Here is a 13,812-nt window from a genome sequence, read left to right as displayed (position 1 = left end):
CTGCATCGTAAAGGAGCAGCTATGAACGACAAGCTTAACCTTGAAGTGTGCGGTTGGATCATCGGCATGGCCGTCACGGTCGCATGGATCGCCATGCCAATCTGGTATCCCGGTTGATAGACCCGGATTCGGCGGGATGATGTTTCCCGCCGATGATGAAATCCCGCCATTGACGCACCACGGATGATACACCGTGTTCTGCCGTTCTCGAACCGCAGACCTGCATTTTGACAGCGCCGGCCGGCGCCGATTTTCCCAATCCGCAACAAACTCGGCTCACGGCATTCGCCACGGCTATGACTGCGCGCGATCGATCGCCTACAACGCGACATGATGTTCGGACATGACGATGACGGCGGAACTTCTAGGACCTGTCGGGGTTGACATGCGAAGGCCTTTCTTCGGCCCAGCATGTTCAATAGCGAGGAGCAGCTTCATGCAGAACAACAATCATCCCGAAGCCCGCCGCGGCATGGTCAAGTTCGTGCTGACCATCTTCTTCATCGCCATCGTGATCGCCGGCATCTATCTTCTCGGCTTCACGCCGGGCGAAGCCTGATCAGCGAAAAACTCATCCATTCAACGACAACAGCCCCGGCGGTCACCCGCCGGGGCTGTTGTCGTTTTGATCAGGCTGCACTCACACCGTGCCGGCACTGTCCGAACTGTTGTCCAGCGCGCGGCTGACGCCAAGCGCAAGAAGCGTACAGATCGCACCGGAGATCAGGTAACCACCGATGAAGATGATGCCGAAATTGCTGGCCAGCCCCAGGGCCACCAGCGGCGCGAAACCGGCACCCAGCAGCCATGCAAGGTCGGATGTGAACGCCGCACCGGTGTAACGATATCCCTGGCTGAAGCGGAACGACACCGAACCGGATGCTTGGCCGAAAGACAGGCCGAGAATGCCGAAGCCGATGATGATGAACGCATCCTGACCGGCCGGACCGGCATCGAGCAGGAAGGGCGCGGTAAAGCTGAAGATGGCGATGATGATGGCGCCGATCATCAACTGGCCACGGCGGCCGATACGATCAGCCAGCATGCCAGACAGGATGATCGTCATCACGCCGACGACTGCGCCGGCGATCTGCACGAACAGGAAACTCGCCGGCGACTGGCCACCATAAAGCGTCACCCAGCTGAGCGGGAAAATGGTCACCAGATGGAACATGGCAAAGCTTGCCAGCGGCACGAAAGCGCCGAGCAGGATATCGCGGCCATGCTTGTTGATGGTTTCCAGAATCGGTTGGGCTTCAAGCTCGTGATTTTCCAGCTGCGTACCGAACTCCTTGCTGGCGACGATGCGCAACCGTGCGAACAGCGCCACGACGTTGATGGCAAAAGCCACGAAGAACGGGAAACGCCAGCCCCAGCTCAGGAAGTCTTCCGACGACAGGTTGGCGACGAAATAGCCGAACAGCATGCTTGCCATGGCAAAGCCGATCGGCGCGCCGAGCTGCGGGATCATTGCATACCAGCCGCGCCGGTTTTTCGGCGCGTTCATGGCCAGAAGCGAAGCCAGGCCATCCCATGCGCCTCCCAACGCAAAGCCCTGGCCCATGCGGAACAGCGCCAGAAGCGCGACCGACCACATGCCGATGGATTGATACCCCGGCAGGAAGGCGATCGATGCGGTCGATCCGCCAAGGATCAGAAGCGCGATCGTCAGCTTGGTGCCGCGGCCGTAAACGCGGTCGATCCACATGAACACGACCGAACCGACCGGGCGGGCCAGAAATGCCAGCGAAAAGACGGCGAATGAATAAAGCGTTGCGGTGACCGGATCGGGTGCGAAAGAGAACACCAGACGCGGAAACACCAGAACGGAAGCGAGGCCGTAAACGAAGAAGTCGAAGAATTCGGACATGCGGCCGATGACGACGCCAATGGCAATATTGCCTGGCGAGACCGGCTTGTCCTCATACATGTGCCTGACATCGTTTTCGGCAGACGTGGACGAGGGTATTGCGACAACGGGCATGAATTGCGTCCTCCTTCGCTTTCAATTCCGGTACCAACATCGTGATGATGGCGGCGAACGGGGCAGGCAATCAAGTACATTCTTAAAAAGTCAGGTAGATTTAGATTATTTGACCAATTTCAAATGGCCTTTTGCCATGGAGTTGCCCGATTTCCGCCTTATTTGAAAAACGCTTGCAGTCTGGGGTTTCTTGGTCACGCAATGATCGTGGGAGCGGTTCGTTCCCTTGCGGAAGCGCATTTTTTGTTGCGATGCGACGAAACACCTCATAGAGGCTACGGCGACGCTGCATTAGTCAAAATGAACAAATGCGAATTTCGAACAGAAAGATGCCTAGGTTGTTGAAGCTTGTTTCTCGCCTCTGTGCGCTCGCCGTCCCACTCGCCCTTGCAGGCTGCGATATGGTTGTCATGTCGCCGTCGGGTGATATTGCGGCGCAGCAGAGGGATCTCATTGTCGTATCCGTGCTGTTGATGCTCCTCATCATCGTACCGGTACTTTTCCTGACCCTGTATTTCGCATGGCATTATCGCCATTCGAACACCAAGGCGCGCTATGAGCCCAACTGGCATCATTCGACACGCCTCGAAGTCGTGATCTGGTCGGCACCGCTGGCCATCATCATCGTACTCGGCGCAATCACCTGGATCAGCACCCATAAGCTCGATCCATACCGCCCGCTGGACCGGCTCGATGCAGAGCGCCCGATCCCGGCAGATGCAAAGCCGCTCGAGGTTGAAGTCGTCGCGCTCGACTGGAAGTGGCTGTTCTTCTATCCGGAATACGGCGTTGCCACCGTCAACGAGATGGCTGCTCCTGTCGATCGTCCGATCACCTTCAAGATCACCGCTTCGTCGGTCATGAACTCCTTCTACGTTCCGGCGCTGGCAGGCATGATCTACGCCATGCCTGGCATGGAAACGAAGCTGCACGCCGTCATCAACAAGGAAGGCGTGTTCGACGGTCTGTCGGCCAACTACTCGGGCGCAGGTTTCTCCCACATGCGTTTCAAGTTCCACGGCGTGACCAACGAAGGTTTCGACGGCTGGATCGCCCGCGTCAAGCAGACCGGCACCGCGCTTAACCGCGACACCTACCTGAAGCTCGAAAAGCCTTCCGAGCGCGAACCGGTGCGTTATTACGCGACCGTCGAGGATGGCCTTTACAGCCGCGTCCTCAACATGTGCGCCACGCCCGGCAAGATGTGCATGAACGAAATGATGCATATCGACATGATGGGCGGTGCCGGCGTCGAAAGCCACGAGAACCGCGAGAAGCTGAAGTATGACAACCGTCATGCCGGCGAAGCGGGCCACGGCCAGCAGACCGCTCCGGGCGCCACCGTGCCGGCCACAGGTGTACCGGCACGCAGCGAAGCACCGGCTGCAGGCACCGAAGGCAATGCAGCCACACCGGATCATGGCAGCCATCAGCCGCCAGCCGAACCGCAGGCAGGCGAGAGCAATCCGGCTCCCGCACAGTTGAACAACAACGGCTCCAGCCAGCCCTGACGCATTCAGAAAGATTTTGGAACGAACCATGTTCGATAACTTAAGTCTGGCGCAGATCATTTTCGGGCGGTTGTCCTTCGACGCCATCCCGCATGATCCCATCGTCATCGTCACCTTCTTCGCGGTCTGCCTCGGCGGCATCGCGGCCCTCGGCCTCATCACCTACATGAAATGGTGGGTTCCGCTCTGGCGGGACTGGATCACCAGCGTCGATCACAAGAAGATCGGCATCATGTACATCATCCTGGCCATCGTCATGCTGTTCCGCGGCTTCGCGGATGCCATAATGATGCGTGTCCAGCAGGCGATCGCCTTCAACGGCAACGAGGGTTACCTCAACTCGCATCACTACGACCAGATCTTCACGGCCCATGGCGTGATCATGATCTTCTTCGTGGCAATGCCTTTCGTCACCGGCTTCATGAACTATGTCGTGCCGTTGCAGATCGGCGCACGTGACGTGTCCTTCCCCTTCCTGAACAACTTTTCGTTCTGGATGACGACGGCCGGTGCGATCATCATCATGATCTCCCTCTTCGTCGGTGAATTCGCACGCACCGGCTGGCTGGCCTATCCGCCGCTTTCGGGCGCTGATTACAGCCCCGGCGTCGGTGTCGACTATTACATCTGGGGACTTCAGGTCGCCGGTGTGGGCACGACACTGTCGGGCATCAACCTGATCGCCACCATCGTTAAGATGCGCGCTCCGGGCATGTCCTTCATGAAGATGCCTGTCTTCACCTGGACCTCGCTCTGCACCAACATCCTGATCGTCGCCACCTTCCCGATCCTGACCGCAACCCTCGTGCTGCTGTCTCTGGACCGTTACGTCGGCACCAACTTCTTCACGAACGACCTCGGCGGCAACCCGATGATGTACGTGAACCTGATCTGGATCTGGGGCCACCCGGAAGTCTACATCCTCATCCTGCCCGCCTTCGGCATCTTCTCCGAAGTCGTCTCGACCTTCTCCGGCAAGCGCCTGTTCGGTTATGCCTCGATGGTCTACGCAACCTGTGTGATCATGGTCCTGTCCTACCTCGTATGGCTGCACCACTTCTTCACCATGGGTTCGGGCGCATCGGTCAACGCCTTCTTCGGCATCACCACGATGATCATCTCGATCCCCACCGGGGCCAAGATGTTCAACTGGCTGTTCACGATGTATCGCGGCCGTATCCGTTACGAAGTACCGATGTACTGGACGGTCGGCTTCATGGTCACCTTCGTCATCGGCGGCATGACCGGCGTCATGCTGGCAATTCCGCCAGCCGACTTCGTGCTCCACAACTCGCTCTTCCTCATCGCCCACTTCCACAACGTCATCATCGGCGGCGTGCTGTTCGGCCTGATGGCGGGCGTCACCTACTGGTTCCCGAAGGCGTTTGGTTACAAGCTTGATCCTTTCTGGGGCAAGATGTCCTTCTGGTTCTGGCAGATCGGCTTCTTCTTCGCCTTCATGCCGCTCTACGTTCTCGGCCTGATGGGTATCACCCGTCGCGTGTCGCAGTTCGAAGACCCGTCCCTGCAGATCTGGTTCATCATCGCCGCCTGTGGCGCCGGTATGATCGCACTCGGCATCGCCTCCTTCGTCATCCAGCTCGTCGTCAGCTACTTCAAGCGCGAACAGCTGAAGGACGAAACCGGCGACCCGTGGAACGGCCGTACGCTCGAATGGGCAACGTCTTCGCCGCCGCCGGACTACAACTTCGCGCTCACCCCGATCGTCTACGATCATGACAGCTGGGATGACATGAAGAACCGTGGTTACGTGCGTCCGACCGAGGGCTTCCGCAAGATCCACATGCCGAAGAACACCGGCACCGGCGTGATCCTCAGCGGCCTCAGCGTCGTGCTCGCCTTCGCCCTGATCTGGTACATCTGGTGGCTGGCGATCGTGTCCTTCATCGCGATCATCGGTTACTCGATCGCCCATACCTTCAACTACAATCGCGATTACTACATCCCCGTGGAAGAGGTTATCGCGACGGAAGGCAAGCGCACTGAACTGCTTGCGAAGCAGGTGTAAGAACCATGAGTGAGATCAACACACAGACGGCCGAAAAGCCGGAATTCTACCTCAAGGGCGACCATCACCCGGAAAGCTCCACCAATCTGGGTTTCTGGCTCTACCTGATGAGCGACTGCCTTATCTTCGCAGTCCTCTTCGCCACCTACGCCGTCGTCGGCCGCAATTATGCGGCCGGCCCGGCACCGGCCGATCTGTTCGACCTGAAGCTCATCGCGCTCAACACCGCGATGCTGCTCTTCTCGTCGATCACCTACGGTTTCGCCATGCTGCAGATGGAGCGTAACGCCAAGGCGGAAACGATCTTCTGGCTCGGCATTACCGGCCTGTTCGGCCTCGCCTTCCTCGGGATCGAAATCTACGAATTCTACCACCTGATCCACGAGGGTGCGACGCCGCAGCGTTCAGCCTTCCTGTCGGCCTTCTTCACGCTGGTCGGCACGCACGGTCTGCACGTCACCTTCGGCCTGATCTGGCTGGTGACTCTGATGGTGCAGGTCAAGAAGCGTGGCCTGATCCCGGAAAACCGCCGTCGCCTGATGTGCCTGTCGATGTTCTGGCACTTCCTCGACGTCATCTGGATCGGCGTCTTCTCTGTTGTCTATCTCATGGGAGTTGTCGGATGAGCTCGAACGCACACGAAGAGCATCACGGTCATGACCATGGGCACGATCACGGCCACGGCCATGACGCCAGCCACGGTTCGCTGAAGAGCTACGTCATCGGCTTCGTCCTGTCGGTCATCCTGACGGCGATCCCGTTCTGGCTGGTCATGGGTGAAGTGATCGAGAACAAGGCCGCTCTGGTCGCCGCGATCATGATCCTCGGCGCTATCCAGATCGTTGTTCACATGGTGTACTTCCTGCACATGAACACCAAGTCGGAAGGCGGCTGGACGATGATGGCCCTGATCTTCACGATCGTCATCGTTGCCATCGCGCTGGCCGGTTCCTTGTGGGTCATGTACCACCTGAACACCAACATGATGCCGGCGATGTCGCCGGAAATGATGCGAAACCTGCCCTGACGGGCGGTTCTTCCAAGGGCGGCTTCGGCCGCCCTTTTCTTTTGGTGTTGCGGTATGTGCCGCACATAGTTTTACGGCATTCCTTCATGTCTTCGGAAAATACAAAACCGGCCGGCAAGGCCCGCATCATCCTTTTCGTGGCAATGCTGCTCGTCACGGCAGCGACCACCGCGCTCGGCGTCTGGCAGGTGCAGCGCCTGATCGCGAAACGCGAACTGATCGCCCGCGTCGATGCCCGTGTACATGCCGAACCGGTCGCCCCTCCCCCGGCCTCCGCAAGCGTCACGGCGGCGAACGACGAATACAAACACGTCCGCGTCGAGGGTACCTATCTGAACGACAAGGAAAGTTTCGTTCAGGCCGTCACCTCGCACGGTCCCGGCTTCTGGGTCGTCACCCCGCTGCTGACGGCAGACGGTTCGCATATTCTGATAAACCGGGGCTTCGTGCCTGCCGACCGCCGTGACCCTGCCAAGCGTGCCGAAGGTCAGGTGGAAGGCCAGACGGAGGTTACCGGCCTCTTGCGCATGAGCGAACCGGGCGGCGGTTTTCTGCGCGAAAACGATGCCGCAAACGATCGCTGGTATTCCCGCGATGTCACCGCAATCGCCGCCGCAAGAGGCGTCTCCCCGACAGCCGCCTACTTCATCGATGCGGAAGCCAATCAGGCCGCAACTGCTGCACCCGTTGGCGGGCTGACCGTGATAAAATTCCCCAACAACCACGCCTCCTACATTTTTACGTGGTTCGCGCTCGCCATCATGTCGGCAGCGGCGGCATTCTATGTGCTGCGCGGCCACTGGCCGTTCATGAAGCCCAAGGCGAAGAACTGAAAACAAAGCCTGAAAATACAAGGGGCGCTCGATCCTTTCGGAGAGCGCCCCTTGCCGACCCGGACGGTTTCGAAAACGATCGCTGAAGCGCAGAGGCGCTCGCGGTGTCGCAGGAAACTATCGAAACGGGTGGTAGGCCTTAGATGCGTATGGCCGCCATCCTTTTCAAGACCTCCCCGCAGCCCACCTATTGCAGCTTGTAGCTTCGCCAGGTGCTCGGCGTCATGCCGGTCTCGCGCATGAATGCACGTGAAAAATGGCTGTGATCGGTAAAGCCGCAGCGATGCGCGATTGTCTGCAGGCTGAGCGAGCGCTGGCCGAGCAGATCCTTGGCGCGACCAATGCGCATCTGCATCAGCCATTGATAGGGCGTCACGCCCGTCGCCTGCCGAAAGCCGAGCGACAATTGCCGCGTCGATACGCCGGCGGCCGCAGCGATCAGCGATACGGACAGGTTCTTCTGCAGGTTGTCCAGAACGTAATCCTTGGCGGCCTTTTCCTGCATGTCCGACAGAATGCTTGGCTCACTGCCGCAGGCTGCATCGATGTCCGGCATGCGGCCATAATCCTGCAGAAGGTGGGTACACAGCGCGATGGCCACATGACGGAGCGTCGTCGTCGCGATCGGATCACTTCGCCCGAACAAGGGCAACAATGCCTTGCCCATATGATCGATCATCATGTCCGCCTTGCCGCGGCGGCATTGAAGGCTGCAGGCAGCCAGATCCGTCATCAGTTCCCCGAGCTCGTCGAAGACATCATAGGGCACGACAAAGGCGAGTGAATCCAGCCGCGACTGCAGCATGATCGATACACCGTCCTTGAGATCGACAAGGCATATCGAACCACGAGGGTAAAGCCGCGCCGCCGTCAGCGAGCCATCAGGACGAATGTCACAATGGCTGACATCGTCGAGATAGAGCATCACGAAATACGCATCGTCTGCAGGCAGCCGAACGGGCACCGGCACACCCTGGGACACATTGCAGCGAAGCCTGGTGACCGAAAAACCCGCACTTTTAACGGGAACGACATTCAGGCAGGGCGCATCAGAAAGCCCAAAGCAATGGCCGACCTGCGGCAAATCATGAGCAAGTGTTTCCAATGACTTCACCAGAAATCCTGTGAGCGGAAGGCAATCGATGAATAGGACAGCGCTACCATAGTGCAGTGCATTCGGCCGCGCAACAAAAAGCAAAAACAATTAATAATTGTATCACTGAACAACAACAAAAACATTCAATTCAAGGCATTTCGCAAGTATCGGATCAGGCGCAGACAGCATCGGCCCTGCCGCTTCTGATAACAGACAATTCCGTCACAGTAACATGTTTTTGCGCAATATCATGAATGCGACGTCGGGAACTGACATTTCCGTTCAAGGCAGGTTAGCAATCCATGACGGGATCAGCCATCGGCCAATACAGGATCGTCCGGCAGCAGACAAAACCACCCGGCCAGAAGGCACCAATCCGTTTGAAATATCGATTTTCGACAGCCTTCCAGGCTCGATCAACATCTCGTTGGGTGCAAGCTCGGCTGCTTGACTTAATTGTCGCAGGGGTGGATTCTGCCAAATTAGAAATGGCTTAAGTTGAGGAGAATATTCATGAATATGGATCTCTCGCGGCGCAGCTTTTTAAAGCTGGCCGGAGCGGGAGTGGCGGCAACATCGCTGGGTGCGATGGGCTTCAGCGAAGCGGAGGCGGCAGAAGTCGCACATGTCCGCGCGTTCAAGCTGGCAACGACCACCGAAACCCGCCAGACCTGTCCCTACTGTTCCGTCGCCTGCGGCATCATCATCTATTCCAAGGGTGACGTGCGCAAGGGCGACAAGGCGGAAGTCGTTCACATCGAAGGCGATGTCGACCATCCGACCAATCGCGGGACGCTCTGTCCCAAGGGGGCGGCCCTCAAGGACTTCGTGAAGTCCCCCACCCGCCTCCTTTACCCGATGCACCGCAAGCCTGGCTCGGACAAGTTCGAACGCATGTCCTGGGACGAGGCTCTCGATCGCATCGCGCGGCTGATGAAGGACGACCGCGACGCCAACCTTCTTCTGAAAAACGAGAAGGGTCTGGACGTCAACCGCTGGACGACGACGGGCATGCTCGCAGCGTCGGCTACATCCAATGAAACGGCATGGGCGACCTTCAAGTTCGCCAAGTCGATAGGCATTGTAGGTTTCGACAATCAGGCACGCGTCTGACACGGCCCAACGGTGGCGAGTCTCGCCCCAACATTCGGCCGTGGCGCAATGACCAACGCCTGGACTGACATCAAGAATACCGACCTCGTCGTCGTCATGGGCGGCAACGCGGCGGAAGCACATCCCTGCGGTTTCAAGTGGGTGACGGAAGCAAAGGCCCATCGCGGTGCCAAGCTTATCGTCGTTGACCCGCGCTACACCCGCACGGCCTCCGTATCAGACTTCTATGCCCCGATCCGTCAGGGTTCGGACATCGCTTTCCTCAACGGCGTGATGAAGTACTGCATCGATAACGGCCGCGTGCAGTGGGATTATATGAAGGCCTTCACCAATGCGTCCTACATCGTCAAGGACGGCTTTGGATACAAGGATGGCCTGTTCACCGGCTACAACGAGGAAAAGCGCGATTACGACCGCTCGACCTGGGATTACGTGATCGGCGAGGACGGTTTTGCCGTGACCGACCCGACGCTGGAACATCCGCGTTGCGTCTGGAACCTGCTGAAGGAGCATCTCGCACCTTACACGCCGGAACTGGTCGAACAGGTCTGCGGCACCCCGAAGGACAAGTTCCTGAAGGTGGCCGAGATGATCTCGGAATGCTCGACGCCGACGAAAACGATGACGTCCATGTATGCGCTCGGCTGGACCCAGCATTCCAAGGGTTCGCAGAACATCCGCGCCATGGCGATGCTGCAGCTGATCCTCGGCAATATCGGTGTACGCGGTGGTGGCATGAACGCCCTTCGCGGTCACTCGAACATCCAGGGGCTCACCGACCTCGGCCTGATGTCGCACCTTCTGACCGGTTATCTGACGATGCCGAGCGAGAAGGACACCGACTTCGAGACCTATATGTCGACGCGTCAGTTCAAGCCGCTTCGTCCGGGTCAGACCAGCTACTGGCAGAACTACAGGAAGTTCATGGTCTCCTTCCAGAAGGCCATGTGGGGCGATGCAGCGACAGCAGAAAACGGCTGGGCGTTCAACTACCTGCCAAAGCTCGACGTTCCGGCATACGATGTGCTTCGCATGTTCGAACTGATGAACAACGGCAAGGTCAACGGCTATATCTGCCAGGGTTTCAACCCGATCCTCGCCTTCCCCAACCGTACCAAGGTCACGTCTTCACTTTCGAAGCTGAAGTTCATGGTGACGATGGATCCACTGGAAACGGAAACAGCGCGTTTCTGGGAAAATCACGGCGACTTCAACGATGTCGATACGGCCTCGATCCAGACCGAAGTGTTCCAGCTGCCGTCCACCTGCTTTGCGGAGGAAGACGGCTCGCTGACCAATTCGGGCCGCTGGTTGCAGTGGCACTGGCAGGCAAGTTCGCCTCCGGGCGAAGCCAAGCATGACTCGTGGATCGTCGCGCAGATCTTCCTGAGGATGCGTGCACTGTACGCCAAGGAAGGCGGCGCCTTCCCCGATCCGATCCTCAACCTGTCCTGGGAATACGAGGACGAGAACGAACCGACGGCGGAAGAACTGGCGAAGGAGATCAACGGCCGTGCGCTGTCTGATGTCATGGACCCGACCGATCCGACCAAGGTTCTGGTGGCCGCCGGCAAGCAGGTGGTCAACTTCTCGCAACTGAAGGACGATGGCTCCACCATGTCCGGCTGCTGGATCTATTCCGGCTGCTGGAACGAGCAGGGCAACAATATGGGGCGTCGTGACAATCACGACCCGGACGAAACCGGCGCCTATCTGGGCTGGACGTTTGCCTGGCCGCTGAACCGCCGCACGCTCTATAACCGTGCGTCTGCGGACATCAACGGCAAGCCCTGGGACCCCACCCGCAAGCTCCTGGAGTGGGATGGTGCAAAGTGGACCGGTTATGACGTCCCGGATATCGCCCCTACGGCGAAACCCCAGGATGTCGGCCCGTTCATCATGAACCAGGAAGGCGTATCGCGGCTGTTCGTACGCGGCATGATGCGTGATGGTCCGTTCCCGGCCCATATGGAGCCTTTCGAAAGTCCGGTCGAAAACGTCTTCAATCGGAAGATGCGCGGCAACCCGGTTGCTCGTGTATTCGCCTCTGATGCGGCACAGCTCGGCACGTCGGCGGAGTTCCCCTATGCGGCGACCTCCTACCGTCTGACCGAACATTTCCACTACTGGACGAAGCACAACCGGGTGAACTCGGCGCTTCAGCCGGAATTCTTCGTGGAAATCTCGGAAGAGCTGGCAGCAGAGAAGAACATCGCTCACGGCGGCTGGGTCCGCGTGTGGTCGAAACGTGGTTCGGTAAAGGCCAAGGCCGTGGTGACGAAGCGCATCCGGCCCCTCATCTGCGACGGAAAGCCGGTTCATATCGTCGGCATCCCGCTGCACTGGGGCTTTACCGGCTCGGCGAAAAAGGGCTTTGGCCCCAATTCGCTCGCAGCCTTTGTCGGTGACGCCAATATAGAGACCCCGGAATCGAAGGCGTTCCTCGTCAATATCGAACCCTCGACCGCACCCAAGGACAAGGAGGTGAACGTCTGATGGCCAATACCATGGACAGCCCACGCACCGCCGTCAGCAATCCGCCGGTGCAGCCGATGGAAACCAACCTGACGCAGCGCGACCTCATCCGTCGCTCTGCAACCTCCGAGCTGCCGCAGCCTGAGCGGCAGCTCACCCCCGTCGCGAAACTCATCGACGTGTCGAAATGCATCGGCTGCAAGGCCTGCCAGTCGGCCTGCGTGGAGTGGAACGACACCAATCCGGCTGTCGGCGAAAATGTCGGGGTCTATGAGAACCCGCATGACCTCACTGCCGACATGTTCACGCTCATGCGGTTCACCGAATGGGTCAATCCGGAAACCGACAATCTGGAATGGCTGATCCGCAAGGACGGCTGCATGCATTGCGCCGATCCGGGCTGCCTGAAAGCCTGTCCGGCACCCGGCGCAATCGTGCAATATTCCAACGGCATCGTCGACTTCATCCACGACAACTGCATCGGCTGCGGTTATTGCGTGAAGGGCTGTCCCTTCAACATTCCCCGCATCTCCAAGGCGGATCACCGTGCCTACAAATGCACGCTCTGTTCCGACCGTGTTGCCGTGGGTCAGGGCCCTGCCTGCGCAAAGGCCTGTCCCACCCAGGCAATCGTCTTCGGCACCAAGGAAGACATGAAGAAGCACGCGGAAGGCCGCATCGCCGACCTGAAGTCGCGCGGTTACGCCAATGCCGGGCTCTACGATCCTCCGGGCGTCGGCGGCACGCATGTCATGTATGTGCTGCACCATAACGACAAGCCGCAGATCTATGCCGACCTGCCGGTCGATCCGAAGATTTCCGCCGTCGTGCAGACATGGAAGGGTGCGACCAAATATGCAGGCCTCGCCGTCATGAGTCTGGCCGCTGCCGGCACCATCCTGCACGGCCTTTTCGCCAAGGCCAACCGCGTGTCGAAACACGAGGAGGAAGAGGCGAAGGAACTGGTCGACGAAAGCGTCGAACATGCTGAAAAGCGCGAGGAGGATGCCTGATGAGCACGCCTGCCGGCACAAAACATACGAAACTCGGCAGTGAGGATTCGATCCGTCGCGGACCGCCCGTCGAGGTGGTCCGTTACGGACCCGGCAAACGCATCAACCACTGGGTGACGGCGATCAGCCTGATCCTGTTGCTATTGTCCGGCCTTGCCATGTTCCATCCGTCGCTGTTCTTCCTCACCGAACTGTTCGGCGGCGGGCAGATGACGCGCTGGCTCCATCCATGGATCGGCGTCGTGCTGTTCATCTCCTTCTTCATCCTGTTTGCGCAGTTGTGGAAGCTGAACCTGCCGAACCGAGACGATGTGAAATGGGCCTCGCGGATCACCGACGTGATCGGCGGCCATGAGGAAAACCTGCCTGAACTCGGCAAGTACAATGCCGGCCAGAAGTTCATCTTCTGGGGCATGGCGGCCCTCATCATCGTGTTGATCGTCACCGGCATCATGGCCTGGGAACAGTATTTTGGCCACCTGACGAGCATTCCGACGCAGCGTATCGCGCTGCTTCTGCATTCGCTCGCAGCCGTTGCCATCATTCTGGTCTTCATCCTGCACGTTTATGCGGCCATCTGGACGCGCGGCACGATCCGGGCCATGACCCGCGGCACCGTGACGGGCGGCTGGGCATGGCGACACCACCGCAAGTGGCTGAAGGACATCGCTGGACGCGGCAGGATTGATCCGGCAGAATAACCCCCACAGACGGCAAAAGCCGCGCGCCTT

Annotated in this window: 11 protein-coding genes; 9 read left to right on the top strand and 2 right to left on the bottom strand. The window is 58.9% G+C overall.

Annotated features, from left to right (window positions below; all coding sequences use genetic code 11):
* The first annotated feature begins 436 nt into the window (after positions 1-436).
* Entirely contained in the window at positions 437-559 is a 123-nt protein-coding gene (locus J2T09_RS02900) for a hypothetical protein (protein WP_306830902.1), read from the top strand.
* A gap of 81 nt (positions 560-640) precedes the next feature.
* Here the strand turns inward: J2T09_RS02900 and J2T09_RS02895 are convergent, their stop codons facing one another.
* Positions 641-1,984, bottom strand: coding sequence for an MFS transporter (locus J2T09_RS02895; protein WP_306830901.1), 1,344 nt, complete (start codon positions 1,982-1,984; stop codon positions 641-643).
* A gap of 329 nt (positions 1,985-2,313) precedes the next feature.
* Here J2T09_RS02895 and cyoA point away from each other — a divergent pair, with 329 nt between their 5' ends.
* The 5 genes from cyoA (at position 2,314) to J2T09_RS02870 (ending at position 7,384) form a co-directional block, all read left to right on the top strand.
* The gene (gene cyoA, locus J2T09_RS02890; RefSeq protein ID WP_306830899.1) at positions 2,314-3,495 is read left to right on the top strand and encodes a ubiquinol oxidase subunit II; all 1,182 of its coding nucleotides are present in this window, start codon (positions 2,314-2,316) and stop codon (positions 3,493-3,495) included.
* Between the two features lie 28 nt (positions 3,496-3,523).
* Entirely contained in the window at positions 3,524-5,524 is a 2,001-nt protein-coding gene (gene cyoB, locus J2T09_RS02885) for a cytochrome o ubiquinol oxidase subunit I (protein WP_306830898.1), read from the top strand.
* 5 nt (positions 5,525-5,529) lie between these two features.
* A complete protein-coding gene (gene cyoC, locus J2T09_RS02880) occupies positions 5,530-6,150 on the top strand; it encodes a cytochrome o ubiquinol oxidase subunit III (protein ID WP_306830896.1) in 621 nt (206 codons plus the stop codon).
* Complete coding sequence (gene cyoD / locus J2T09_RS02875; protein WP_306830895.1) at positions 6,147-6,551, top strand: cytochrome o ubiquinol oxidase subunit IV; 405 nt, start codon at positions 6,147-6,149, stop codon at positions 6,549-6,551. Before cyoC ends, cyoD begins: the two co-directional genes overlap by 4 nt.
* Positions 6,552-6,637: 86 nt before the next feature.
* Positions 6,638-7,384: an SURF1 family protein gene (locus J2T09_RS02870; protein ID WP_306830893.1), complete on the top strand. Its 747-nt coding sequence runs from the start codon at positions 6,638-6,640 to the stop codon at positions 7,382-7,384.
* A 187-nt stretch (positions 7,385-7,571) separates the two neighbouring features.
* Here J2T09_RS02870 and J2T09_RS02865 read toward each other — a convergent pair whose 3' ends face one another.
* Positions 7,572-8,348 carry a helix-turn-helix domain-containing protein gene (locus J2T09_RS02865; RefSeq protein WP_306830891.1) on the bottom strand — a complete coding sequence of 259 codons (777 nt, stop codon included), beginning with the start codon at positions 8,346-8,348 and terminating at the stop codon, positions 7,572-7,574.
* A 645-nt stretch (positions 8,349-8,993) separates the two neighbouring features.
* Between J2T09_RS02865 and fdnG the strand changes: the two genes are divergently transcribed.
* From fdnG to J2T09_RS02850, 3 genes are read left to right on the top strand one after another with little or no spacing between them, the layout of a single operon-like run.
* Complete coding sequence (fdnG, locus tag J2T09_RS02860; RefSeq protein ID WP_306830889.1) at positions 8,994-12,089, top strand: formate dehydrogenase-N subunit alpha; 3,096 nt, start codon at positions 8,994-8,996, stop codon at positions 12,087-12,089.
* Positions 12,089-13,081, top strand: a complete 993-nt coding sequence (fdxH, locus tag J2T09_RS02855) for a formate dehydrogenase subunit beta (protein ID WP_373458361.1) — start codon at positions 12,089-12,091, stop codon at positions 13,079-13,081. The genes fdnG and fdxH overlap by 1 nt, the downstream gene beginning before the upstream one ends.
* The gene (locus tag J2T09_RS02850) at positions 13,081-13,782 is read left to right on the top strand and encodes a formate dehydrogenase subunit gamma (RefSeq protein ID WP_306830886.1); all 702 of its coding nucleotides are present in this window, start codon (positions 13,081-13,083) and stop codon (positions 13,780-13,782) included. Before fdxH ends, J2T09_RS02850 begins: the two co-directional genes overlap by 1 nt.
* Positions 13,783-13,812 lie beyond the last annotated feature (30 nt).

It is taken from the genome of Neorhizobium huautlense (assembly GCF_030811685.1).
In the GTDB taxonomy this organism is placed as follows: Bacteria; Pseudomonadota; Alphaproteobacteria; order Rhizobiales; family Rhizobiaceae; genus Neorhizobium; species Neorhizobium huautlense_A.
This window is presented reverse-complemented; position numbering and strand designations above follow the sequence as displayed.